This is a genomic window from Nonomuraea sp. NBC_00507, assembly GCF_036013525.1.
Classification (GTDB): Bacteria; Actinomycetota; Actinomycetes; order Streptosporangiales; family Streptosporangiaceae; genus Nonomuraea.
Window position 1 is genome coordinate 5586095 of sequence record NZ_CP107853.1, and the last position, 21282, is coordinate 5607376.

Annotated in this window: 24 protein-coding genes, 1 tRNA gene and 1 pseudogene; 11 read left to right on the forward strand and 15 right to left on the reverse strand. The window is 69.0% G+C overall.

Translation table 11 applies throughout. From position 1 onward, the window contains the following. Positions 1–5: 5 nt before the first annotated feature. From OHA25_RS27175 to OHA25_RS27215, 9 genes and pseudogenes are all read right to left on the reverse strand, one after another. Positions 6–165, reverse strand: a pseudogene (locus OHA25_RS27175) (carboxyl transferase domain-containing protein); the annotation flags it as partial. Positions 166–444: 279 nt separating this feature from the next. Next, the gene (gene fabF / locus OHA25_RS27180) at positions 445–1677 is read right to left on the reverse strand and encodes a beta-ketoacyl-ACP synthase II (protein WP_305922592.1); all 1233 of its coding nucleotides are present in this window, start codon (positions 1675–1677) and stop codon (positions 445–447) included. A 127-nt stretch (positions 1678–1804) separates the two neighbouring features. Further along, entirely contained in the window at positions 1805–2044 is a 240-nt protein-coding gene (locus tag OHA25_RS27185) for an acyl carrier protein (RefSeq protein ID WP_127935306.1), read from the reverse strand. A 76-nt stretch (positions 2045–2120) separates the two neighbouring features. Next, a complete protein-coding gene (locus OHA25_RS27190) occupies positions 2121–3077 on the reverse strand; it encodes a beta-ketoacyl-ACP synthase III (protein WP_327590290.1) in 957 nt (318 codons plus the stop codon). Then, positions 3074–3970 (reverse strand): ACP S-malonyltransferase, encoded by an 897-nt coding sequence (locus tag OHA25_RS27195; RefSeq protein WP_327590291.1) that lies wholly within the window; start codon positions 3968–3970, stop codon positions 3074–3076. The genes OHA25_RS27190 and OHA25_RS27195 overlap by 4 nt, the downstream gene beginning before the upstream one ends. Positions 3971–4073: 103 nt before the next feature. Further along, positions 4074–5198, reverse strand: a complete 1125-nt coding sequence (locus OHA25_RS27200) for a PucR family transcriptional regulator (RefSeq protein ID WP_327591049.1) — start codon at positions 5196–5198, stop codon at positions 4074–4076. Between the two features lie 91 nt (positions 5199–5289). Then, the gene (locus tag OHA25_RS27205; protein ID WP_327590292.1) at positions 5290–5721 is read right to left on the reverse strand and encodes a DUF350 domain-containing protein; all 432 of its coding nucleotides are present in this window, start codon (positions 5719–5721) and stop codon (positions 5290–5292) included. Positions 5722–5746: 25 nt separating this feature from the next. Continuing rightward, positions 5747–6892, reverse strand: a complete 1146-nt coding sequence (locus tag OHA25_RS27210; protein ID WP_327590293.1) for a glutathionylspermidine synthase family protein — start codon at positions 6890–6892, stop codon at positions 5747–5749. A gap of 3 nt (positions 6893–6895) precedes the next feature. Then, positions 6896–7285 (reverse strand): hypothetical protein, encoded by a 390-nt coding sequence (locus OHA25_RS27215; protein ID WP_327590294.1) that lies wholly within the window; start codon positions 7283–7285, stop codon positions 6896–6898. A gap of 101 nt (positions 7286–7386) precedes the next feature. On the opposite strand from OHA25_RS27215, the gene OHA25_RS27220 reads away from it, so the two are divergent. Continuing rightward, positions 7387–8409 carry a PHP domain-containing protein gene (locus tag OHA25_RS27220; protein ID WP_327590295.1) on the forward strand — a complete coding sequence of 341 codons (1023 nt, stop codon included), beginning with the start codon at positions 7387–7389 and terminating at the stop codon, positions 8407–8409. Here OHA25_RS27220 and OHA25_RS27225 read toward each other — a convergent pair. After that, positions 8406–8771 (reverse strand): YciI family protein, encoded by a 366-nt coding sequence (locus OHA25_RS27225; protein ID WP_327590296.1) that lies wholly within the window; start codon positions 8769–8771, stop codon positions 8406–8408. The genes OHA25_RS27220 and OHA25_RS27225 overlap by 4 nt on opposite strands. 267 nt (positions 8772–9038) lie before the next feature. Here OHA25_RS27225 and OHA25_RS27230 point away from each other — a divergent pair, with 267 nt between their 5' ends. Together OHA25_RS27230 and OHA25_RS27235 are read left to right on the forward strand one after the other, a co-directional pair. Next, a complete protein-coding gene (locus OHA25_RS27230) occupies positions 9039–9767 on the forward strand; it encodes a helix-turn-helix transcriptional regulator (RefSeq protein WP_305922599.1) in 729 nt (242 codons plus the stop codon). A gap of 74 nt (positions 9768–9841) precedes the next feature. Continuing rightward, on the forward strand, positions 9842–10201 hold the full coding sequence (locus tag OHA25_RS27235) for a VOC family protein (RefSeq protein ID WP_327590297.1): 360 nt from the start codon (positions 9842–9844) through the stop codon (positions 10199–10201). 217 nt (positions 10202–10418) lie between these two features. On the opposite strand, the gene OHA25_RS27240 is transcribed toward OHA25_RS27235, so the two are convergent. The 3 genes from OHA25_RS27240 to aceE form a co-directional block, all read right to left on the reverse strand. Beyond that, the gene (locus OHA25_RS27240; protein ID WP_327590298.1) at positions 10419–11156 is read right to left on the reverse strand and encodes a maleylpyruvate isomerase family mycothiol-dependent enzyme; all 738 of its coding nucleotides are present in this window, start codon (positions 11154–11156) and stop codon (positions 10419–10421) included. Positions 11157–11166: 10 nt separating this feature from the next. Further along, positions 11167–12675 carry an alpha/beta hydrolase gene (locus OHA25_RS27245; protein ID WP_327590299.1) on the reverse strand — a complete coding sequence of 503 codons (1509 nt, stop codon included), beginning with the start codon at positions 12673–12675 and terminating at the stop codon, positions 11167–11169. Positions 12676–12787: 112 nt separating this feature from the next. Beyond that, positions 12788–15535, reverse strand: coding sequence for a pyruvate dehydrogenase (acetyl-transferring), homodimeric type (aceE, locus tag OHA25_RS27250; protein ID WP_442942139.1), 2748 nt, complete (start codon positions 15533–15535; stop codon positions 12788–12790). 554 nt (positions 15536–16089) lie between these two features. On the opposite strand from aceE, the gene OHA25_RS27255 reads away from it, so the two are divergent. From OHA25_RS27255 to OHA25_RS27290, 8 genes are all read left to right on the forward strand, one after another. Next, positions 16090–16269 (forward strand): hypothetical protein, encoded by a 180-nt coding sequence (locus OHA25_RS27255; RefSeq protein ID WP_327590300.1) that lies wholly within the window; start codon positions 16090–16092, stop codon positions 16267–16269. Between the two features lie 209 nt (positions 16270–16478). Next, on the forward strand, positions 16479–16661 hold the full coding sequence (locus OHA25_RS27260) for a DUF1918 domain-containing protein (protein ID WP_127935293.1): 183 nt from the start codon (positions 16479–16481) through the stop codon (positions 16659–16661). A gap of 9 nt (positions 16662–16670) precedes the next feature. Then, a complete protein-coding gene (locus OHA25_RS27265; protein ID WP_327590301.1) occupies positions 16671–17084 on the forward strand; it encodes a secondary thiamine-phosphate synthase enzyme YjbQ in 414 nt (137 codons plus the stop codon). A gap of 115 nt (positions 17085–17199) precedes the next feature. Next, positions 17200–17628: a DUF3052 domain-containing protein gene (locus OHA25_RS27270; RefSeq protein ID WP_305922605.1), complete on the forward strand. Its 429-nt coding sequence runs from the start codon at positions 17200–17202 to the stop codon at positions 17626–17628. Between the two features lie 85 nt (positions 17629–17713). Further along, a complete protein-coding gene (locus OHA25_RS27275) occupies positions 17714–18175 on the forward strand; it encodes a peroxiredoxin (protein ID WP_305922618.1) in 462 nt (153 codons plus the stop codon). 14 nt (positions 18176–18189) lie between these two features. Then, positions 18190–18507 carry a hypothetical protein gene (locus OHA25_RS27280; protein ID WP_327590302.1) on the forward strand — a complete coding sequence of 106 codons (318 nt, stop codon included), beginning with the start codon at positions 18190–18192 and terminating at the stop codon, positions 18505–18507. Between the two features lie 241 nt (positions 18508–18748). Further along, the gene (locus OHA25_RS27285; RefSeq protein ID WP_327590303.1) at positions 18749–19720 is read left to right on the forward strand and encodes an ROK family protein; all 972 of its coding nucleotides are present in this window, start codon (positions 18749–18751) and stop codon (positions 19718–19720) included. Between the two features lie 17 nt (positions 19721–19737). Further along, positions 19738–19812, forward strand: a tRNA-Val gene (locus OHA25_RS27290). A 68-nt stretch (positions 19813–19880) separates the two neighbouring features. Here the strand turns inward: OHA25_RS27290 and OHA25_RS27295 are convergent. After that, the gene (locus OHA25_RS27295) at positions 19881–21047 is read right to left on the reverse strand and encodes a tyrosine-type recombinase/integrase (protein ID WP_327590304.1); all 1167 of its coding nucleotides are present in this window, start codon (positions 21045–21047) and stop codon (positions 19881–19883) included. Beyond that, the gene (locus OHA25_RS27300; RefSeq protein WP_327590305.1) at positions 21047–21262 is read right to left on the reverse strand and encodes a helix-turn-helix domain-containing protein; all 216 of its coding nucleotides are present in this window, start codon (positions 21260–21262) and stop codon (positions 21047–21049) included. Before OHA25_RS27300 ends, OHA25_RS27295 begins: the two co-directional genes overlap by 1 nt. Between the last annotated feature and the right edge of the window lie 20 nt (positions 21263–21282).

Here is a 21282-nt window from a genome sequence, read left to right on the forward strand (position 1 = left end):
CCCGAGAACCAAAGGCACGACAACCAAAGGCACGCCGAACGCGTCACACATACGTACGAAGCGGGCGGCTTTCTCGGCGGACGTGGCGTCGAGGCAGCCGCCGAGCCGCATCGGCTTGCCGGCGATCACACCGACCGCCCGGCCGCCGAGGCGGCTCAGCGGCGTGGCGAACTGGCGCGCCTTGACGTCGGCGTGCGGCGACTCGACGCCTTCGGCGAGTCGCGCACCGCCGGAGTGCCGGATCCTGATGACCGGCACCCGTTCACGGACGACCACGTCATCTGCGTGGACGCTGTGCTCGCAACCCTCACTGCCCGCCGCCTTGGACGATGGCCGGCGCGCCTTCGAGGCGGCCCATCGCGGCCAGGCGGATGGCAGGATCGCGGAGATCGGCAGGCTCCTGATCGGAGCCGCGCGTCACCTCCGGTTGCCGAGCACGTTTATTCAGGCTCCCTTGAACACGACGGACACGTTGTGCCCGCCGAATCCGAACGAGTTGTTGACGGCGGCGATATCGCCTTGCGGCAGCGTACGGTTCTTGCCGTAGACGAGGTCCACCTCGATGCCGTCGTCGATGTTGTCGAGGTTGATGGTGGCGGGGACGATCCGCTCCTGCAGCGCCTTGATGGTGAAGACGGACTCGATGCCGCCGGCGCCGCCGAGCAGATGCCCGGTCATGGACTTGGTGGAGGTCACCAGCGGGTGGGTGCCGATGGCCTTGGCCACCGCCTGGACCTCGCCGACATCGCCCGCGGGGGTCGAGGTGGCGTGTGCGTTGACGTGCTTGACGTCGAGGCCGGTGATGCCCGCGTCGTTGAGCGCGTGGGTCATCGCCATGATGATGCCCCGGCCCTCGGGCTCCGGCTGGGTGATGTGGTGGGCGTCGGCGGAGTAGCCCACGCCGGCGCAGTAGGCGTAGATCCGGGCGCCGCGCGCCTTGGCGTGCTCCTCCGACTCCAGCACGACGATCCCGGCGCCCTCGCCGAGCACGAACCCGTCACGGTCGCGGTCCCACGGCCGGGACGCGCCCGCAGGGTCGTCGTTGCGGGTGGACATGGCCCGCGCGGCGGCGAAGGCCGCCAGGTTGAGCCCGTGGATCGCCGCCTCGGTGCCGCCGGCGACCACCACGTCGGCGCGCCCTGCCCTGATCATGTCCATGGCGTAGCCGATGGCCTCGGCCCCGGACGCGCAGGCCGACACGGTGGCGTGCACGCCTGCCTGGGCGCCCCGGTCGAGGCCGATCCAGGCGGCCGGCCCGTTGGGCATGAGCATCGGCACCGTGAAGGGCGACAGCCGGTTCCAGCCGCGCTCCCGGTAGGTGTCGTAGGCGGCCAGCGTGGTGTTGATGCCGCCGATGCCGCTGGAGACCACCACGCCGAGCCGCTCGGGCGCCACCTCGGGGGCGCCGGCGTCCTGCCAGGCCTCCCTGGAGGCGACCATCGCGAACTGCTCGCTGCGGTCGAGCCTGCGGGCCTCGGGCCGCGGCAGCACCTCTGCCGGATCCACCGCGGCCGTCCCCGCGAACTTCACGGGGACGGTGTCGATCCAGTCCGCGGTGAGCGTCTCGACACCCGACTGACCGGCGAGGAGCGCCGTCCAGGTCGAGGTGACGTCTCCACCGACGGGCGTCGTCGCTCCAAGCCCGGTGACGACGACACGTACCCGGTTCGCACTCACGTTTCGCGCTCCTTGCTAGTCAGATGGGAGGCCCTCCGGACAGGAAACCTGCTCATCGGACTGCCGCACTGTCGTGTCTGGTCGAGGCAGCCACGGCGGCGGTCCATTCAGCAGGTTTCTCCATCCGCTAGGCCTGGATGAAGGTGAGAACGTCCTTGACCGTCTTCAGGTTCTTGAGCTGGTCGTCGGGAATCTCGACGCCGAACTCGTCCTGGGCGGCCACGGCGATCTCGACCATGGACAGGGAGTCGATGTCGAGGTCGTCCACGAAGCTCTTCTCGGGCGTCACGTCGGAGGCCGGAATGCCGGTGATCTCGTTGATGATCTTGCCGAGGCCTTCGAGGATCTCCTGCTCGCTGGCTGCCATGTTATTGGTTCTCCTTTGGTTTCCTGGGTTCTGTGCGGCCGCGCCGCACAAGCCTGTGAGTGGTACGGGCGAGATCCTACGGAATCTCGATCACTTGGCCCGCGTAGGTGAGCCCCGCGCCGAAACCGAGCATGAGCGCGAGGCCGCCCGAGCGGACCTCGCCGCGCTCCAGCATGCGCGACAGCGCGAGCGGGATGGACGCGGCGGAGGTGTTGCCGGCGGTGATGATGTCACGCGCCACGACGGCCTTGTCGGCGCCCAGCTTGCGGGCGATGGCCTCGATGATGCGCAGGTTGGCCTGGTGGGGGATGAACGCCGCCAGCTCGGCCGGGTCCACCCCCGCTCGGGAGCAGGCTTCCAGCGCCACCGGATAGAGCGCGGTGGTGGCCCAGCGGAAGACGGTCTGCCCCTCCTGGTGCAGGAACGTCGTGCGGTCGTCGATGCGGATGGCCTCGGCCTTGTCGCCGGCGCTGCCCCAGACGACGGGCCCGATGCCGGGCGTGTCGGAGGGGCCCACCACCGCGGCTCCGGCGCCGTCGGCGAAGATCACGGCGGTGGCCCGGTCGGTCCAGTCGACCCACTGCGACAACTTCTCCGCGCCGATGACCAGCACGTGCTTGGCCGAGCCCGCGCGTACGGCGGCGTCGGCGGTGCCGAGCGCGTAGCAGAAGCCGGCGCAGGCAGCGTTGACGTCGAACGCGCCCGGCGCCTTGATGCCGAGGCGGTGCGCCACGATGGCGGAGGCGTTGGGGATCTGCGACTCGAGCGTGCAGGTGGCGACGATGACCAGGTCGATGTCCTCGGGCGACAGGCCGCTCGCGGCCAGCGCCTTGCCGCCGGCGATGGTGGCCATGTCCTCGAGCGACTCGCTCTCGGGAGCGACCCTGCGCTCTTTGATGCCGACGCGCGACTGGATCCACTCGTCGTTGGTGTCCATGGTCTTGGCCAGGTCGTCGTTGGTGACGACGTTGGCCGGCTGGTAGTGGCCGAGCGCCAGCACCCTGCCGCCGGGGGCGATGTCGGGGATCCTCATTTGATCAGCTCCCTGGCCGCGTCGAGGTCGTCCGGAGTCTTCAGCGCCACGGTCTGCACGCCGCGCAGGCCACGCCTGGCCAGGCCGGTCAGCGTGCCGCCGGGTAGTAGCTCGATCATCGTGGTGACCCCGAGCGCGGCCATGGTCTCCGCGCAGGCGTCCCACCTGACGGGGCTGCTGACCTGCTTGACCAGCCGCTCCACGAACTCGGCGCCGGTGGCGACGGGCTTGCCGTCGGAGTTGGACAGCAGCGTGACCCGCGGGTCGCCGGGCACGATGGCCCTGGCGGCCTCGCGCAGGCTCTCCACGGCCGGCGCCATGTGGTGCGTGTGGAACGCGCCCGCCACCGACAGCGGGATCAGCCGGGCGCGGGCCGGCGCGTCGTCCTTGAACGCGGCCAGCTGCTCCGTCGTGCCGCCGGCCACGATCTGGCCGGCGCCGTTGATGTTGGCGGGCGTCAGCCCGTGCCGCTCGATGGCGGCGAGCACCTCGTCCCCCACGCCGCCGAGCACGGCGGTCATGCCGGTCGCGGTGATGGCGGCGGCCTTGGCCATGGCCTGGGCGCGCTCGCGTACGAGGGTGAGCGCCTCCTCCGGGGTGAGCACCCCGGCCAGGGCGGCCGCGGCGAACTCCCCTACGCTGTGGCCCGCGAGCACGTCGGGGGCCACACCGAGCGCCTCGGCGGAGGCCAGGGCGGCGGCCACGAGCAGCGGCTGGGCGACGGCGGTGTCGCGGATCTCGTCGGCGTCGGCGGTGGTCCCGTAGGCGATCAGGTCGATCCCGGCGACCTCGGACCAGGCGCCGAGCCGGTCAGCGAGACCGGGCAGCTCGAGCCATGGGGTCAGGAAGCCTGGGGTTTGGGCACCTTGGCCCGGAGCGACGACTACAAGCACGAAATCCACCTTGCCCTGTAGAACTCCGACACGCGGATAGAGATCCGTACGAACTTTGTCCACGGCGATTTGTAGGAAGCCTACAGTGGGGATTTCGGCGCCATTACGTTAGGGCCCGCCAAGTTACGGCGCTCTCCGCGAGCCTGCCCAGAATCAGGCCGACCTGGAGCGTGAAGGCGGACCGGCCCTCCGTCGGCAGGTATCCGGTCAGCTCGGTGATCTTCTTGAGCCGGTAGCGGACGGTGTTGGGGTGGACGAACAGCAGCCGTGCCGTCGCCTCCAGCGAGGTGCCCTGCTCCAGGTACGTCGCCAGCGTGTCGAGCAGCGGAGTGCCGGCGAGCGGCAGGTAGACGTGCTCGATGAGCTGCTGCCTGGCATCGTCGTCGCCGTCGAGCGCCCGCTCGGCCAGGAGGTCCTCGGCGTGCACCGGGCGGGGCGCGTCCGGCCACCCGGAGGACGCCTTCAGCCCGGCCAGCGCGGCCCTGGCCGACCTGGCGGCCGCGTGCAGGTCGGGGACCTCGGGGCCGATCACGATGGGCCCGATGCCGAAGCGGGCCACGACCTGTTTGGCGGCGTCGTCAACGCTCTGCGCGCCGCCGACGATCACGATCAGCCGGTCGGCCTGCACGCCGGCCAGCAGGTCCATGCCGATGCGCCGGCCCTTCTCCCGCAGGCCGTCGATCACCGCGCGGGGGTCGTCTTCGGGGGCGTGGCCGGCGATGACGACCACGGGGGAGGAGGTCCAGCCGAGCGCGGCGGCCCACGAGTGCAGCCCGTCGTCCACCTCGCCGCGCACGAGGGCGTCCACGATCAGCGCCTCAAGCCGGGCGTCCCACGAGCCCCTGGCCTCGGCCTCGCGGGCGTAGACGTGGGCGGCGGCGAAGGCGACGTCCCGGGTGTAGCGGAGCATGGCCTGCTGCAGCTGGTCCTCGCCGCCGGGGGAGGCCAGCTCGTGGGTGCGGGCCTCGACGATCTCGACCACGACCCTGACGATGTCGACGGTCTGCTGGAGCGATATCGAGCGCTTCAGCTCGCGCGGGGCGGTGCCGAAGAACTCGATGCTCGGCGTGGGCGGGTCCTCCCCGGCGGTCGAGAACCACTCCACGAACGCCGCGATGCCGGCCTGGGCCACGAGCCCCACCCATGACCGGTCCTCGGCGCTGAGCGCGCGGAACCACGGCAACTGGTCGTCCATGCGTGCCATCGCCGCCGTGCCGAGCGAGCCCATGGCCCGCTCGAGCCTGCGCGTGGTGTCCTCCCGGGTCCGGTCTGTCACGTCTTCTAGAGTGCCAGTTCGGCCCAGGTGAATGCGACGCCCGTCAGATGACCGCGACAGCGGTGATCAGGCCGATCGCCACATGCGTCACCGCCAGCAGCCGCGCGCCCGGCTGCAACTGCTGCTCCTTGACCAGGTCGCGTACCGAGATCCCGACGATCTTGTCGAATATGAGCATCGCCACGGTCTGCACCACGATCCCGACCAGGCCGAACACCGCCGTGCCCGCCAGGCCCTCGGCGAGCCGGCCGCCGGAGGACCAGATGGAGGCGGCCACGATCAGGCCGACGGCGGCCAGGGCGGACGTGGCCAGCAGGGTGGCGTTCGGATTGCGCTCGCTGCGGATGATCTCGCTCAGCTTGCCAGGGGTGGCCCAGTCGATCACGTAGAAGCCGACGATCATCAGGATCACGCCGACGGCGGCGTACGAGGCGATGGCACCCGCGCCGCGGGCGAGGGTTTCGAGAAGGGTCACGTCAGTTCCTATCACGTGGAGGGTGTCAGCCCGCGATGCGATGCGGGACGAAGGAGGAGGTGTCGTCGGTGATCAGGCCGGTCGTCTCCCTGATGCCGAGGCCGGCCGACTCGTCGGCGACCATCCAGGCGCCGAGCACCGGCCGCTGCCCCTCGAACACGGGCAGCGCCTCGAAGCCCTGGAAGACGTAACCTTCCTGGCCGTATCTGCCGGGCGTCTCCTGAGTGCCCTCCGGGGTGACGATCCGCATGGAGGCGCCCTCCCTGCCGAGCAACGGCTTGGCGATGTAGGAGGTCAGCTCGCGCGGGCCGTCCAGGTAGGCGGGCAGCAGCGAGGGATGCCCTGGGTAGAGCTCCCACAACACGGCCAGCAGGGCCTTGTTGGACAGCAGCGCCTTCCACAGCGGCTCGATCCAGGTGGCGTGCCGCACCGCGTGCCGGCCGAACTCGTCGCTCAGCATCCACTCCCAGGGGTAGAGCTTGAACACCGAGCGGATCATCTGCTCGTCGAGGTCGACGAAGCGCATGTTGAGCGAGTCCCAGCCGATGTCCTCCATGGCGATGGCGGCCGTCTGCAGTCCCGCCTGTTCGGCGGTCTCTTGCAGGTAGGCCACCGTCATGGCCTCCTCGCCGGTCTCGTCCGCGTTCGTGAACGAGAAGTGCACCGGCCCCGGCGGCAGCCGCAGCTCGCGCCAGCGGTCGATGAGCCGCTCGTGCACGGAGTTCCACTGGTCGTCGTCCGGGTGCGTGTCCTGCAGCCAGAACCACTGCACGACGGACGACTCCACGAGCGAGGTCGGCGTGTCGGCGTTGTACTCCAGCAGCTTGGCCGGGCCGGTGCCGTCGTAGCGCAGGTCGAAGCGGCCGTACAGGTGCGGATCGCGGCGCTCCCACGAGCGCGCCACTTCCTCCCACGCCCACTCGGGGATGGCGAAGTCGGCGAAGCGCCCGGTGGAGATCACGTGCTCGACGGTGCGCAGGCACATGCCGTGGAGCTCTTCGACCTGCTCCTCCAGCGCCTCGACCTCGTCCATCGAGAAGACGTAGTGCACGGACTCGTCCCAGTAGGGCCGGCTCAGGCCCTCGGGGTGCGCGGCCCGGTGGTAGGCCAGGCCGTGGCTTTCGATCGTCTTCTCCCAGTCGTCCCTGGGAGTGCCATGTTCGCGGCGCACGTCTCAGCTCCCGCCGCTCCAGCTGTTGCCGAACCCGCCCCGCTGGATCGACTTGCCGTTACGAGAGGTGATGTTGACGTCAGAGGGCCGGTAGGTGGTGCCGCCCTCGACCCGGTTGCCGACCCTGCGGCCGCCGTAATACCAGATGTACGCCCCGCGGGAGCCGCCGTAATAGTGCGTGCGGCCGTCGTCATCCTCGCAGTTGTCGTCGTCGACGACCTCGTAGGTGCCGTCCGCAAGCTGGACGACGCAGTCCGCGGCGACCTCGTCGTCGTCCTGCACGGCGGAGCAATATCCGACCACCATCACGGATAGGACCCCGAGGACGACCAGTGGAACGACCTTCGACGATTTGCGCGGCTGCCCCGTGGGCGCCTGCGGCGGTTTTGCCATCAACTCCTGCTTTCCTGGGCCGATCAGCCTAGCGGTGGCCCGCGTCGCCGATCAATGTGTAGCGGCCCGCGATTGCCATTGGCTTGGGTATGACTTAACGCATGGAACCGACTGAGGCGCTGCGCGAGATCGCCTTCCTGCTGGAGCGCGCCGGCGAGCCCACCTACCGCGTGCGTGCCTTCCGTCGCGCCGCCGCCGTGGTCGCCGACCTCCCCCAGGACGAGCTCGTGCGGCTGGCCCGCACCGGCGGACTCGGCGACCTGCCCGGCATCGGGAAAGTCACCGCTCTTGTTGTGAACGAAAGCCTGGACGGCCAGGTTCCTACGTACTTGAGAAGGATGCGGGCCACTGCCGAGGTCGAGCTGGACGCCGAGACCGCCGTGTTGCGGGCCGCGTTGAAAGGCGACCTGCACAGCCACTCGGACTGGTCGGACGGCGGTTCCCCGATCGAGGAGATGGCCGAGGCGGCCATCGGCCTCGGTCACGACTACGTGGCGGTGACCGACCATTCGCCGCGGCTGACCGTGGCCAAGGGCCTGTCGGCGGAGCGGCTGGAGCGGCAGCTGGAGGTGGTGGCGAAGCTCAACGAGCGGCTGGCGCCGTTCAGGGTCCTCACCGGCATCGAGGTGGACATCAACACGGACGGCACGCTCGACCAGGATCCCGCGTTGCTGGAGCGGCTGGACGTCGTGGTCGCCAGCGTGCACTCCAAGCTGCGCATGGGCGGGGAGGAGATGACGCGGCGGATGGTCACCGCGATCGCCAATCCGCTGGTGGACGTGCTCGGGCACTGCACCGGGCGGGTCGTGCAGGCGGGCGGCAAGCGGGGCGTCAAGCGGCCGGAGTCGGAGTTCGAGGCCGAGCTGGTCTTCGAGGCCTGCCGGCGGTTCGGGGTGGCGGTCGAGATCAACTCCCGGCCCGATCGGCTCGACCCGCCGAAGCGGCTGATGCGGCTGGCGTACGAGATGGGCTGCGTGTTCGCGATCGACTCCGACGCGCACGCACCCGGGCAGCTCGACTGGCAGCGGTACGGGTGCGAGCGGGCGGCCAGGTGCGGCATCGAGGCCGAGCGCATCGTCAACACCTGGCCGCTGGACCGCCTGCTCGACTGGGCCGGCGCCTAGATCCTGTTGCCCGGGGCCTCGTGCGGGACCGGCCAGACCTCGACCGCGCCGACCGAGGCGAAGGGCAGCTCGGCGGCCAGGTCGAGGGCGCGTTGCTCGTCGTCGACCTCCACCAGATACCAGCTGGCCAGGTATTCCTTGGACTCCAGGTAGGGGCCGTCGGTGACGGCGGGCAAGCCGTTGCGCACCCGCACGGTCTTGGCCTGGACGGCGTCGGCGGTGCCGAACGCGCCCAGCAGCTCACCTGTCTCGGCGTACTTGCGGTTGAACGCGTCCTGCTCGGCGATGTGCTTCTGCGTCTCCTCGGCCGAGAACGACTCCCACAGTTCCTGGTTGCCGTAAATGATGATCATGTACTTCATGGTCTCCTGCCTCTTTCGGATGCTTGCGTCAGCGGGTCGGAGCCGGCGCGGCCTCTTCGACATCGCCGGCGGAAAAACCTGCGATCGTTTGCCGGGCGTGAAAGCGGGCTCCCCCACCCGGGGCTCAGGCGGCGGTGTGAGATGCGCCACAGGGGCGTCAGGACACTGGCCGAAACCGTGATAGCCGTGTGACCCGGCAGTGAGGAGGGTATCTCGGGGCTGCCCGGGCCCCGGCGATTGTCGGTGGCGCGGCGTAGCGTCACGGCTGTGAATCGTACCGACCGGCTCTACGCACTCGTCGAGGACCTGCGTGCCATCGCCCCCCGCCGCCGTTCCGCGCGGGAGCTGGCTCAGCGGTTCGAGGTCAGCGTGCGCACGATCGAGCGCGACATCACCGCGCTGCAGGAGTCGGGCGTGCCGATCTACGCCGAGCCGGGACGCAAGGGCGGTTACGCCATCGACAAGAAGATGTCCCTGCCGCCGCTCAACTTCACGCCCGCCGAGGCGGTGGCCATCGCGGTGGCGCTCAGCCGGGCCGGTGACCAGCCGTTCGGCCGGCAGGCCCGCAGCGCCTTACGCAAGGTGGTCGCCGCCATGCCGGGTCCCGAGGGCGATCTGGCCAGGGAGCTGGCCCGCCGGGTGCAGCTCATGCGGCTGCCGGAGGAGCCGGGCAGCGCGATCCAGCCGCTCGGCGGCGAGGGCATCTCCCGGGCCATCGAGGAGGCGCTGCTGCGCCGCCGGGTGCTCAGGCTCGAATACGCCGACGCCAAGGGGGCCCTCACCTCACGCGACGTCGAGCCAGGGGTGTTCCTGGGTGGCCGCGGCGGTTTCTGGTATCTCGTGGCGTGGTGCCGGCTGCGCGACGACGTACGCGTCTTCCGCCTCGACCGCATCGCGGCCGCCACCGTCACCGCCGAGCGCTGCCCCGACCGGCCGCTGGAGGGCTTCGCCACCGACCTGCCCGAGATGATCGTGCACGGCACTGTGCTCGATTAATCAATCGAAAACACCGACATAGGGTTGTCGCCAACACGCTACATCGTTGTCTTGTTCGAGAAAGCAAGGAGACGATGATGGACAACACGGTGACGTGGTTCGAGGTCGCGACCGACGACCCCGAGGGTGCTCAGACGTTCTACGGCGGGCTGTTCGGCTGGACGTTCATGCGCGACGAGGGCCCGATCGACTATCGGCTGATCGGCCATCCGGGCGGTGAGCAGCCGGTGGGCGGGCTCTACAACACCAAGGGCGAGTTCCCCAACCACGCGATCTTCCACGTGCACGTGGCCGACGTCGAGGCGACCTGCGCCCAGAGCGAGACGCTCGGCGGCAAGGTGATCACGAAGGTGATCGACGACGGCGCGGGCACGGACTTCGCCTATCTGCGTGACACGTCCGGCAGCGTCTTCGGGATCTTCCACCGCAGGTGATGACCCGTGGCCGGGCCGGGGAGAGCGCCTTCCCCGCCGACCCCGGCAGGCCATGGGCCCGCTTCCCAGGAGCGGTTCACCCCTCGCCCTGGGCACGCCGCCGATCGCCGAGCGGCGGCGCGCCCAGGGCCTCGACGACCGGCGGCTCCGGTCGGCCAAACCGGCCCGATCCAAGGCGACGGCCTCCGACGCCGGTCCGCTGGGGATCAGGCGCCGGTCAGAACGCGGCAGCGGTCAGCCAGCGCTCCAGCAAGCTGTGGTCGCCGTACACGGTGAGCGCCTCGGGGGAGCGCCGCCCGTACAGCATGAGGAGCAGGTCGCGCACCGGCCCCTGGACGGCGGTGTCGCCCTTGGCGTGGCCACGGGCCCATGCGATCGTCCCGGCGGGTCCCTGCGTGATCGTCCACTCGCCCTCGGCGTCGTTAGCGTGGAGGTGGATCGTGGCCCCCTCCACGCCGAGCTCGCCCAGGGACCGGGTGACCCAGGCCGCGGACGGCAGGTTGTGCAGGAACTCCTCGATGCCGTCCACCGCGGTCGCCGCCGGGATCACCGGGTCGACGCCGAGCGCGAGCTCAGCGTCGGCCCGGTGGATCACCAGCTCGAACACCATCCGCCGCGGCCACCAGGACGCCCGCTTGTCGGGACCCCAGGTCCACACCGCCAGCTCCGGGTCGGTCTCGCGCAGGGTTCGCAGCAGCTCCGCGGCTCCGGCCAGCAGCCACCGGGCGTCGCCGCTCTGACCCTCGGCAAGCCCGCTGGGCACCTGGCGCGACCAGACCCGCTCCTGCACCCGGTTGCGCAGCACGTGCACCGCCCACCGATGGGTTTGGCCGACGTGTGTGACCAACTCGGCGAGCGTCCAGCCCGGGCACGTGGGCACCGGGACCGAGAGGTCGCCCGACAACTCCGCGAGGCGTGCCGCCTCCGTCTCGATCTCTGACTCGTAGTCCTTCACCCGCCACACACTAGGCCGCCGGGCACGTGGCGCCCTTCTCCGGCACCTTGCCGTCGATCATGTACGCGTCCACGAGGCCCTGCACGCACTTGCTGCCCGACAGGTACGCCCCGTGCCCTTCGCCCATGTACGTGACCAGCGTGGCGGTCTTGAGCTGGGCCGTGAGCCTGGGCGCCCACTCGTACGGCGTGGCCGGGTCGCCCTTGCCGCCCACCACCACGATCGGCGCCGACCCGGTGGCGTTCACGTGCCGCGCCTGGTCGCTGCCCTGGGCCGGCCACACCCGGCACAGCCCGCCCGAGCCCTCGCTGCCGAACAGCGGGGAGATCCTGAGCGCGGCCTGCTCGGTGCGCCGCAACTCGGCCGGGGTCGGCCGCTCGGCGGTGTCGACGCAGGTGATCGCCGGGAAGCTGGTCATCTGCGTCGAGTAGGTGCCGTCCGGTTTGCGCCCGGTGTAGGAGTCGGCCAGGTACATCAGCGCGCCGCCCTTGCCCTTGAGCGCATCGCTCAGCGCCTGCTCCAGGAACGGCCAGGTCATCTCCGAGTACAGCGCGGCGGCCACGCCGGTCGACGCCAGCCCCTGAGTGAGGTCGCGGTTGCCGACCTTCAGCGGTTTGGCCGTCAGCTCATTCATCAGGTTCTCGACGTTGGCGTTGGCCGTGGCCGGGTCCCTGCCGATCGTGCATGAGTTCTTGACGCACGCCTTGAGGAAGCTCTCGTACGCCTGCTGGAAGCCACGCGTCTGGGCCAGCGTCCGCTGCTCGAACGTGACGGTCGGGTCGAGCGGCGCGTCGAGCACCATGCGGCCCACCTTCTGGGGGAACTGGGTGGCGTAGACGCCGCCGAGCTGGGTGCCGTAGGACATGCCGACGTAGTTGAGCTTGGCGTCGCCCAGGGCGGCGCGGATGCGGTCCAGGTCGCGGGCGGCGTTCACGGTGCCGACGTACGGCAGGATCTTGCCGGAGTTCTTCTGGCAGAGCGCGGCGAACTCCTTGTTGGCCGCTTCGCTCCGCTGGTGCGTCTCCTCGTTGGGCGGCAACGTGTCAAGCGAGGTGAATCGGTCCATATCGGCCCCGCTGCCGCAGCGCACCCCGGAGCTGCGCTCGACGCCGCGCGGGTCGAAGCTGATCAGGTCGTAACGGGCCCGCAGTGTGGTGAGCGCCTTGGCGGCCTGATCGAGCGTGTCCACCCCGGAGGCGCCCGGGCCGCCGAAGTTGAACACCACCGACCCGAGCCGCTGGCCCGTGGCCGGCAGCTTGATCAGCGCCAGGTCGATCGTCTCCCCGGCCGGCTGGGCGTAGTCGAGGGGCACCTCGAGCTTCCCGCAGCGCACCGAGGCGTCCTGGCGGGCCGGTAGCTCGCCGTCAGGGCGCTTGATGTCGGTGCACGGCCCCCATTCGACAGGGGCAAGGCTCCCACCGCCGGACTCCGTGGCGGACTCCGTGGCGGGCTCGGCGGCGGGCACACTGGAACAGCCGGCGGCCGCCAGGAGCAGGGTGGCGGCTAGGACGCGTCGCATGGCACAAAACTTCCCCTCAGTCTCTCCGGGGGGAAGTAGTGCCCACGATACGCGACGGCGCACATAAACAGGGTGAGGCGGCACGTAACCTGCCGCCTCACCAGCGCCGACGTCAGACGCCCATGGATTGGGTGTCGTTGCTCTCCGCGCCGCCGGCCTCGGTGACGCCGTTCTTGAGGTGGTAGCGGGCGATGGCCTCGCGCAGCACCTCGCCGTCGAGCTCACCGCGCTTGACGAGCTGGGTGAGCACGGCCAGCGTGATCGAGGCCGCGTCCACGTGGAAGTGGCGGCGCAGCGCCGAGCGGGTGTCGGACAGGCCGAACCCGTCGGTGCCCAGCGAGGACCAGTCGCCCGGCACCCACTGCGCGATCTGGTCCTGCACGGCCTTCATGTAGTCGCTGACGCCCACGATCGGCCCCTGGGCCTGGGAGAGCGCCTGGGTGACGTAGGGGACACGCGGCTCGGCGTCGGGGTTGAGCAGGTTGTGCTCGTCGCACGCCAGCGCCTCGCGGCGCAGCTCGGACCACGACGTCGCCGACCACACGTCGGCCGACACGCCCCAGTCCTCGGCCAGCAGCCGCTGCGCCTCCATCGCCCACGGGCCCGCCACGCCGGAGGACAGGATGTTGGCCTTCGGGCCCTGCGTCTGCGGCCCGTCGGCGAACTTGTACAGCCCCTTGAGCAGGCCCTGCACGTCGAGGTTCGCCGGCTGGGCCGGCTGCAGGTAGGGCTCGTTGTAGACGGTCAGGTAGTAGAAGACGTTCTCCGGCTGGTCGCCGTACATCCTCCTGAGGCCGTCCTTGACGATGTAGGCCACCTCGAACGCCCAGGACGGGTCGTAGGAGATCGCGGCCGGGTTGGTCGAGGCGATGAGCGGCGTGTGGCCGTCCTCGTGCTGCAGGCCCTCGCCGTTGAGCGTGGTGCGGCCCGCGGTGGCGCCGATCAGGAAGCCGCGACCCATCTGGTCGCCCATCTGCCACATTGAGTCGCCCGTGCGCTGCCAGCCGAACATCGAGTAGAAGATGTAGATCGGGATCATGTGCTCGCCGTGGGTGGCGTAGGAGGTGCCGGCGGCGATGGTCGAGGCCATGGAGCCCGACTCGCTGATGCCCTCGTGCAGGATCTGCCCCTGCACGGCCTCCTTGTACGACAGCAGCAGCTCCCGGTCGACGGCCTCGTACGTCTGGCCGTGCGGCGAGTAGATCTTCGCCGTCGGGAACATGGCGTCCAGACCGAACGTGCGGGCCTCGTCCGGGATGACCGGCACGAACCGGTGCCCGATCTCCTTGTCCCGCATGAGGTCCTTGAGCAGCCGCACGAACGCCATCGTGGTGGCGACCTGCTGCTTGCCCGAGCCCTTGGCGAAGCCGCCGTAGACCTCGTCGCCCGGCAGCTGGATCTGCTTGGCGCGCAGGACCCGCTTGGGCAGCACGCCGCCGAGCGCGGCGCGGCGCTCCTTCATGTACTGGATCTCGGGGTCGTTCTCGCCCGGGTGGAAGTAGGGGGGAAGGTCGCCCTCCAGCGCCGAGTCCGGGATCGGCAGGTAGAGCCGGTCGCGGAACTCCTTCAGCTCGGCCTTGGTGAGCTTCTTCATCTGATGCGTGGCGTTGCGCGCCTCGAAGTCCTTGCCCAGGGTCCAGCCCTTGATGGTCTGGGCGAGGATCACGGTCGGCTGGCCGACGTGTTCGCGGGCCGCCTTGAACGCCGCGTAGACCTTGCGGTAGTCGTGGCCGCCGCGCGACAGCTTGCGGATGTCGTCGTCGGTCAGGTGCTCGACCATCTTGCGCAGGCGCGGGTCGGAGCCGAAGAAGTGCTCGCGGATGTAGGAGCCCGACTCGACCGAGTAGGTCTGGAACTGCCCGTCCGGCGTGGTGTTCATCTGGTTGACCAGCACGCCGTCCACGTCGGCCGCCAGCAGCGGGTCCCAGTCACGGCCCCACACGACCTTGATCACGTTCCAGCCGGCGCCCCGGAAGTACGACTCCAGCTCCTGGATGATCTTGCCGTTGCCGCGTACCGGGCCGTCGAGCCGCTGCAGGTTGCAGTTGATCACGAACGTGAGGTTGTCGAGCTCCTCACGGGCGGCCAGGCCGATCGCGCCGAGCGACTCGGGCTCGTCCATCTCGCCGTCGCCCAGGAACGCCCACACGTGGCTGCGGCTGGTGTCCTTGATCTGGCGGTTGAGCAGGTAGCGGTTGAACCGCGCCTGATAGATCGCGCCGATCGGGCCCAGACCCATGGAGACCGTGGGGAACTCCCAGAAGTCCGGCATGAGCCGCGGGTGCGGGTAGGAGGGCAGGCCGCGGAAGCCGTGCGACAGCTCCTGGCGGAACGCGTCGAGCTGGCTCTCGTTGAGCCGCCCCTCGAGGAAAGCGCGGGCGTAGATGCCCGGCGCCGCGTGCCCCTGGAAGAAGACCTGGTCGCCCGACTCGCCGTGATCCTTGCCGCGGAAGAAGTGGTTGAAGCCCACCTCGTAGAGCGAGGCCGCCGAGGCGTAGGTGGCGATGTGGCCGCCCACGTTGGTGCGGGCGTTGGCCCTCGACACCATGATCGCCGCGTTCCAGCGAATGTAGGCGCGGATGCGGCGCTCGACGTGCTCGTCACCGGGGAACCAGGGCTCGCGCTCCGGCGGGATCGTGTTGATGTAGTCGGTGCTGCGCAGGCCCGGCACGCCGACCTGATGCTCGCGGGCCCGCTCCAGCATGCGCAGCATGAGGTAGCGGGCTCTGGTGCGGCCTTCGGTCTTGACGACGTTGTCGAGAGACTCGAGCCACTCGTTGGTCTCGCTGGGGTCGACATCAGGCAGTTGGCTGGGTAGGCCGTCGCTGATGATCGAGAATCGCTGGCGTCCGGAAGCCACTGGGTCTCGCCTTCCGAGGATGACTGATGTCTGGTCTGGGTCGCCTTCCATCCTGGTCGCTAGCCGTAGAAAACGCATCTCTACTGGCTGGTAACCAGAGTGTCCCTGCTGGCAGGGCCATCTTCGATGGCCTAGACCACCGATGGTAGGACGAATCGCATCACAGGTTACATCCCCGATCCAATTTAACAAGACGGGAAAACAAACGAAATTTTACGTGCTGTGCTCGCTGTGTCCGATGGCTACCCATGGCATCCCCCGAAGCGGGGAGATCATCACCGCTCCTGGGCGAGCTGCCGATATTAGCGAATCGCCATGAGTCGGGCCCGGGGCGGGTCCGGGTGCGCCCCGAACGGTGTTGGGCGCGGGGAACAGCGTGAGCCGGTCGCCTGTCTCCGGCGGGTCTTGCCGCCGTGGGGGCGTGCCTGCGGGGGCGTGCCTGCGGTCCCGGGCGGGCTCACGTCCCGTGCGCCGGCGGGCGGGATGCGGTCTGGCCGGTAGCTCTCCACGCTGCCTCCTCCGCAGCCGTTCGCGATCCCGGCGCAGCCGTGCTGGTGGGCGAGGTCGATCAGGTCGCTGATCGCCTGCCGCAGCCGCCCGTCGTGCCACTGCTGCTCGGAGAGATCAGCGTCGGCGAGGCGATGCCCGAGTTAGGCCAGCCTGCGGCCGCGCCGACCACGACCGCCGGACGGCCCGTGGCGATGCGGTCTTCCACGCGGGCCAGCGGGCGGTGAGCACCATGAGTCCGAGCTATTGGCTGGCGGCACCAGGACGATCATCACGTACGAGTCCGCCGTCGGTGCCACGCAGCCCGAAACGCCGCATCTGAGCAGCGTAACGTTTTGGTCATGTTTCTGACCTCCCCCGAAAGGGGGAGGCAAAATTCATCCGATCTCGGGATTCGCTCTTCTCGTAGGGCATTCCGCGTACCAGTGTGGGAGATATGAACGCGACGGTGGGCGACCGCCTCCTGGTGCACGGGAGCACCGTGGGTGAAAGGGACCATGGAGGCGAAATCGTGGAGGTCAAGGGCCCTGACGGCGAGCCTCCCTACATGGTGCGGTTCGACGACGGGCACACCGGGCTGGTGTTTCCCGGCCCTGATGCCGTGGTGGTGCATAAGTAAGATTTCCCTGTGAGATCTGAAATCATCTCTGTGGCCACGGGTTCGCGAGAGAGGGTGCACGACATCACGGCCGAATGCGCCGACTTCGTGCGCGCTCAGGGCGAAGGCGAGGATGGGTTGCTGCACATTTTCGTGCCGCATGCCACCGCCGGCGTCGCCCTGCTCGAGCTGGGCTCGGGCAGTGACGATGACCTGCTCGCCGCCTTGCGCGACGTCTTGCCCGCCGACGACCGGTGGCGTCACGCCCACGGCTCGCGCGGCCACGGCAGGTCGCACGTCATGCCCGCGCTGATCCCGCCGTACGCCACCATCCCGGTGCTGGGCGGGCGGATGGCGCTGGGCACCTGGCAGTCGGTGGCGCTCGTGGATCTGAACGTCGACAACCCGCAACGCCAGGTTCGACTGTCGTTTTTGTCTGATTGATTATGGCCGACTAGGGCCGTACCCGTGGCGACCGTTGACGACTGAGGGTCACAGCGTGTGGACTGTGCCGAAGCGATAAACCGCATATGCGGCCACTCAAGCAGGAGGGATAAACGTGAGCGCGACCGCGGGTCAGGCGCAGAGCGAGCGCGGCCTGGCCGAACGACTCGGCCTCAAGCCGGGTCAGGTGGTGCAGGAGATCGGTTGGGACGAGGACGTCGACGACGAGCTCCGCGACTCCATCGAGGAACTGACCGGCAACGAACTGCTGGACGAGGAGAGCGACGACGTCGTGGACGTGGTGCTGCTGTGGTGGCGCGACGGGGACGGCGACCTCTTCGACGCTCTCAGCGACGCCATGCGAGCACTCGCCGACGGCGGCCAGATCTGGCTGCTGACTCCCAAGGCCGGACGCGATGGCCACGTGGAGCCGAGCGACATCGGGGAGGATGCCGCCACTGCGGGTCTCTCGCAGACCAGCAGCATCTCCGCCGCGCCCGACTGGTCCGGGACCAGACTCGTGACGCCCAAGGGCAAACGGTAGATCGGGCCGCACATGGGTCGACGGCAGATCGGGTCGCACTTGGGCCAACCGTAGGGAGCCCGAGCGCCTGCCATGCGGCAGGATGATGCCCGTGAACGCACATCCTGCCGAGGTCGGCGCCCTGGCTCCGGATTTCGAGCTGCAGGACCAGCACGGCACTCCGGTGCGCCTGTCCCAGTTCCGGGGCAGGAAGGTCGTGCTGGTCTTCTATCCGCTCGCCTTCACCGGCGTCTGTAACAGCGAGCTGTCCGCGCTGCGCGATCATCCGTTCGACGACGCCCAAGTGCTGACGGTTTCGGTGGATTCGGTGTTCACGCACCGTGCGTGGGCGGAACGCGAGGGTTACACGTTTCCTCTGCTCTCTGATTTCTGGCCACACGGACAGGTCGCGCAGGCGTACGGTGTGTTCGATGAGGCGAAGGGGCTCGCGCTTCGGGGGACCTTCATCATCGACGGCGAGGGCGTGATCCGGTGGTCGGTGGTCAATCCGATCTCTTCGGCACGCGACGTCGCCGACTACGTCAAGGCACTCGCCGACATTCACTGACTTCGGAGGGAAGGATGCCCTGCTACCGGTGCGGGGCCCGGCAGACGGACCCGGTCCGCGGCGCCAGTCCGTGGCAGCGCGGGGTGCGCAAGGAATCCCAGGTCCTGATCTGCCCGGACTGTCAACGGCTGCACGACCTCGACCTGGACGCCTGCGGCACCTGCGGGTCCACGGCGCTGATCTGCCGGCTGGGCGAGGTGGAGTGCCGGTCCTGCGGGGCCGTGTGGATGGCACGTTCGGACACCCCGCTCTCCGGCTCCACGGGCCCGCCGCCGCCGGGGTTGTCGGCGGAGGTGGAGGCAGCGCTCAACCGGGTGCTGGGACGCGCCTGAGGGCCTCTGAAGGCCTCGCGAGATGTGCGCGACCATGGTGCGTTGACCCGCCACGGGGTCCTGGACAGGTGGCCAGGTGCCGTCAAGCCGAGCCGCCCATCATGACCCCGAGCCACGAGCCCATGACGTCGTGGACAGGACGCGGCCCTGACCGTGCGCCGGGAGGACGGGGAAGCGTGCGGCCGGATCGGGCATTCCAGGCATCTGCTGACCTGCGCTATCGTCTCCTACCGTGTCCGCAGTGAGCAGCACCAGGAGCAGTGGTACTACGAGCAGTGCGTTCGTTGTCGCGCTCGACGTCGGCGGCACGTCCATGAAGGGCGGCCTGGTCAACGACTCCGGCGCGGTGCTGCTGAGCGAGCGGCGCCCCACTCCGCGAGCGGACGGCCCGGAGGCGGTCGTCACCGCCATCTCCGACTTCATCAGCCACCTGGCCGCCGCAGGCGACGGCGACCCGGCCGGCGTGGGGCTGGCCGTGCCCGGCCTGGTGTCCGAAGACGCCGCCCTCTACGCGGCCAACCTGGGCTGGCGCGACGTCCCCGCCACCGACTTCACCACCCTGGACATCCCGGTAATGCTGGGACACGACGTCCGCACCGGCGGACTCGCCGAAAGCATCCTGGGTGCCGGCCGCGGCCTGTCCGACTTCCTGTTCCTCCCTATCGGCACGGGCATCGCCGGGGCCTCCATCATCCGCGGCGAGCCGTACGGCGGCTCTTCCGGCTGGGCCGGCGAGATCGGCCACACCCCGGTCTTCCCCGACGGCGAACAGTGCGCCTGCGGCCAGTTCGGCTGCCTGGAGACGTACGCCTCGGCCGCCTCGGTGGGCCGCCGCTACAGTCAGCGGGCGGGCGTCGAGGGCGTCAAGGCCGAGCAGGTGGTCACCTCTGACGACCCCATCGCCATCGAGGTATGGGACGAGGCCGTGGAGGCCCTGTCCTTGGCCCTGGCCACGTACACGCTGCTGCTCGACCCCTCGGTCATCGTCCTGGGCGGCGGCCTCGCCGAGGCCGGCCCCGCCCTCTTCGACCCCGTACGCACCCGCCTGGTCAAGCGCCTGGCCTTCCGCGAGGCGCCCCCGCTGATCCCGGCCGCGCTGGGTGTGGACGCCGGCATGCTCGGCGCCGCCCTCCTGGGGTGGCGCGCCGCCGGCCGTCCCGAGCTGGGGCCTGGCTGGACGGTGGATGTGCGATCGGCCCCCCTGGTGTCGTAAGGTGTAGTGCCGATCAGGGGCGGTTAGCTCAGCGGTAGAGCACTCGCCTTACAAGCGAGGGGTCACTGGTTCGAACCCAGTACCGCCCACCAGCGAAAACGCCCCGTCTCCGATCAAGGAAACGGGGCGTGAGTGACAAACTGAGTGACATGCTGGGTAGCTACGCATCATCCGCCACGGGGAAGATGCGATCCATCGCAGTCGCGCCTTCTTGGATGACCGGCCGGATCTGCTGACGGTAGACCGTCTCCGTGACGACCGTGTTGGAGTGTCCTACCAGGCGCGAGATGTCCTCGATCGGAATGTCATGATCCGAGAGCAACGACACGAAACTGTGTCGAAGCTCCCTTGGCGCCCAGTCCTCGCCGGTGAGCTTGGCGCTATCGAGCACCTTCCTGAAGTCCCGGCGGATGTTGTGGGCGGTCATCTTCGAGCCGTTCCGAGTAGAGAACACCAGCTCGCGATCGTCGTTCTGAGCTTCCTTGAGGGCTTTGAGAGCGTCTACGCAGCGTTTGGGTAGAGCAAGGCTGCGTCGGGACTTCGGGGTTTTGGTCTCGCCCTTCTTGCGGACCGATCGCCAGACATACAGGGCGAATTCCTTGTGATCCCAGCCGATCTCAGCCACTGATCGCCATGCCTTGGTCGTCTCGTCATAAGCGACTACATGGCTCCACTGAAGCGCCCGTACTTCCTCTGTCCGTGCTCCAGATAGCAGCGAGACCACGATGTAAGCCCGGATGCGGGACGGTGCGTTCTCTGCCGCCTTCAAGACAGCTTCCGCCTGGACCAGCGTGAGCGCTTTAGAGTTGCGCCCTGCTCGACCTTCCGGGACCTCACAGAGCTCCACCACGTTGCGTTTGACCTTGTCGCGCCGCATGGCGCTCTTGACGGAGCGGTTCAGAACGTTGTGGAGGATCTTGAGGGAACGAGTGCTGAGATCGCTCGTCTTACGCTGCAACCACTGATCCACATCTTCAACGGAGAGATCCCGAAGCTTCCGTTTGCCCAGTTCGGGGAGAAGATGCGTTCTGGCGTACGTTCGATACATCTCGACTGTGACAGGCTCACGTCCTGGTAGACCATGGTCCAGCCAGTAATTCACCGCATCGCCAACTGTGTAGTTGGTTGGCGCGATAGCCAGCCCGTCCTCGTGATCGCGTAGGACCTCCTTGAGTTTGGCCTTGGCTTCGGTCTTGGTTCGTCCGGCGGCTTTGCGGGTGATGCGTCGGCCGGCCGGGGTGTAGCCGATGGTGATTTCGGCGATCCATCGCTGACGAGTTTCACTCCAGTACAGACCGCCGTCGCCGTGTGCGCGTTGTTTGGGCATCAGGCAGCCTGCGCTTCCCGCTCTAGGAGCGCAACGTACTCGGCGATGGCGGAAGCAGGCACGCGACGAGCGCGTCCGGCCTTGACGCTGCGCAGGCGTCCGGACCGGATCTCTTCGTACAGGTACCGGCGGGACAGGCGGAGAACGACGCCGGCCTCGTCGACGTCGTACAAGGCTTGGCCCGGGTACACGACGGTCTTGCCGTGGGTTGGCATGGTGGTACTCCGTTCACAGT

Bases quoted from the DNA above. Each gene is read 5' to 3' on its own strand.
- OHA25_RS27185 (WP_127935306.1), bottom strand. From the start codon at position 2,044: ATGGCAGCCAGCGAGCAGGAGATCCTCGAAGGCCTCGGCAAGATCATC.
- OHA25_RS27190 (WP_327590290.1), bottom strand. From the start codon at position 3,077: ATGAGGATCCCCGACATCGCCCCCGGCGGCAGGGTGCTGGCGCTCGGC.
- OHA25_RS27200 (WP_327591049.1), bottom strand. From the start codon at position 5,198: ATGGGCTCGCTCGGCACGGCGGCGATGGCACGCATGGACGACCAGTTG.
- OHA25_RS27215 (WP_327590294.1), bottom strand. From the start codon at position 7,285: ATGGCAAAACCGCCGCAGGCGCCCACGGGGCAGCCGCGCAAATCGTCG.
- OHA25_RS27220 (WP_327590295.1), top strand. From the start codon at position 7,387: ATGGAACCGACTGAGGCGCTGCGCGAGATCGCCTTCCTGCTGGAGCGC.
- OHA25_RS27225 (WP_327590296.1), bottom strand. From the start codon at position 8,771: ATGAAGTACATGATCATCATTTACGGCAACCAGGAACTGTGGGAGTCG.
- OHA25_RS27235 (WP_327590297.1), top strand. From the start codon at position 9,842: ATGATGGACAACACGGTGACGTGGTTCGAGGTCGCGACCGACGACCCC.
- OHA25_RS27245 (WP_327590299.1), bottom strand. From the start codon at position 12,675: ATGCGACGCGTCCTAGCCGCCACCCTGCTCCTGGCGGCCGCCGGCTGT.
- OHA25_RS27260 (WP_127935293.1), top strand. From the start codon at position 16,479: ATGAACGCGACGGTGGGCGACCGCCTCCTGGTGCACGGGAGCACCGTG.
- OHA25_RS27275 (WP_305922618.1), top strand. From the start codon at position 17,714: ATGCCCGTGAACGCACATCCTGCCGAGGTCGGCGCCCTGGCTCCGGAT.
- OHA25_RS27280 (WP_327590302.1), top strand. From the start codon at position 18,190: ATGCCCTGCTACCGGTGCGGGGCCCGGCAGACGGACCCGGTCCGCGGC.
- OHA25_RS27295 (WP_327590304.1), bottom strand. From the start codon at position 21,047: ATGCCCAAACAACGCGCACACGGCGACGGCGGTCTGTACTGGAGTGAA.
- OHA25_RS27300 (WP_327590305.1), bottom strand. From the start codon at position 21,262: ATGCCAACCCACGGCAAGACCGTCGTGTACCCGGGCCAAGCCTTGTAC.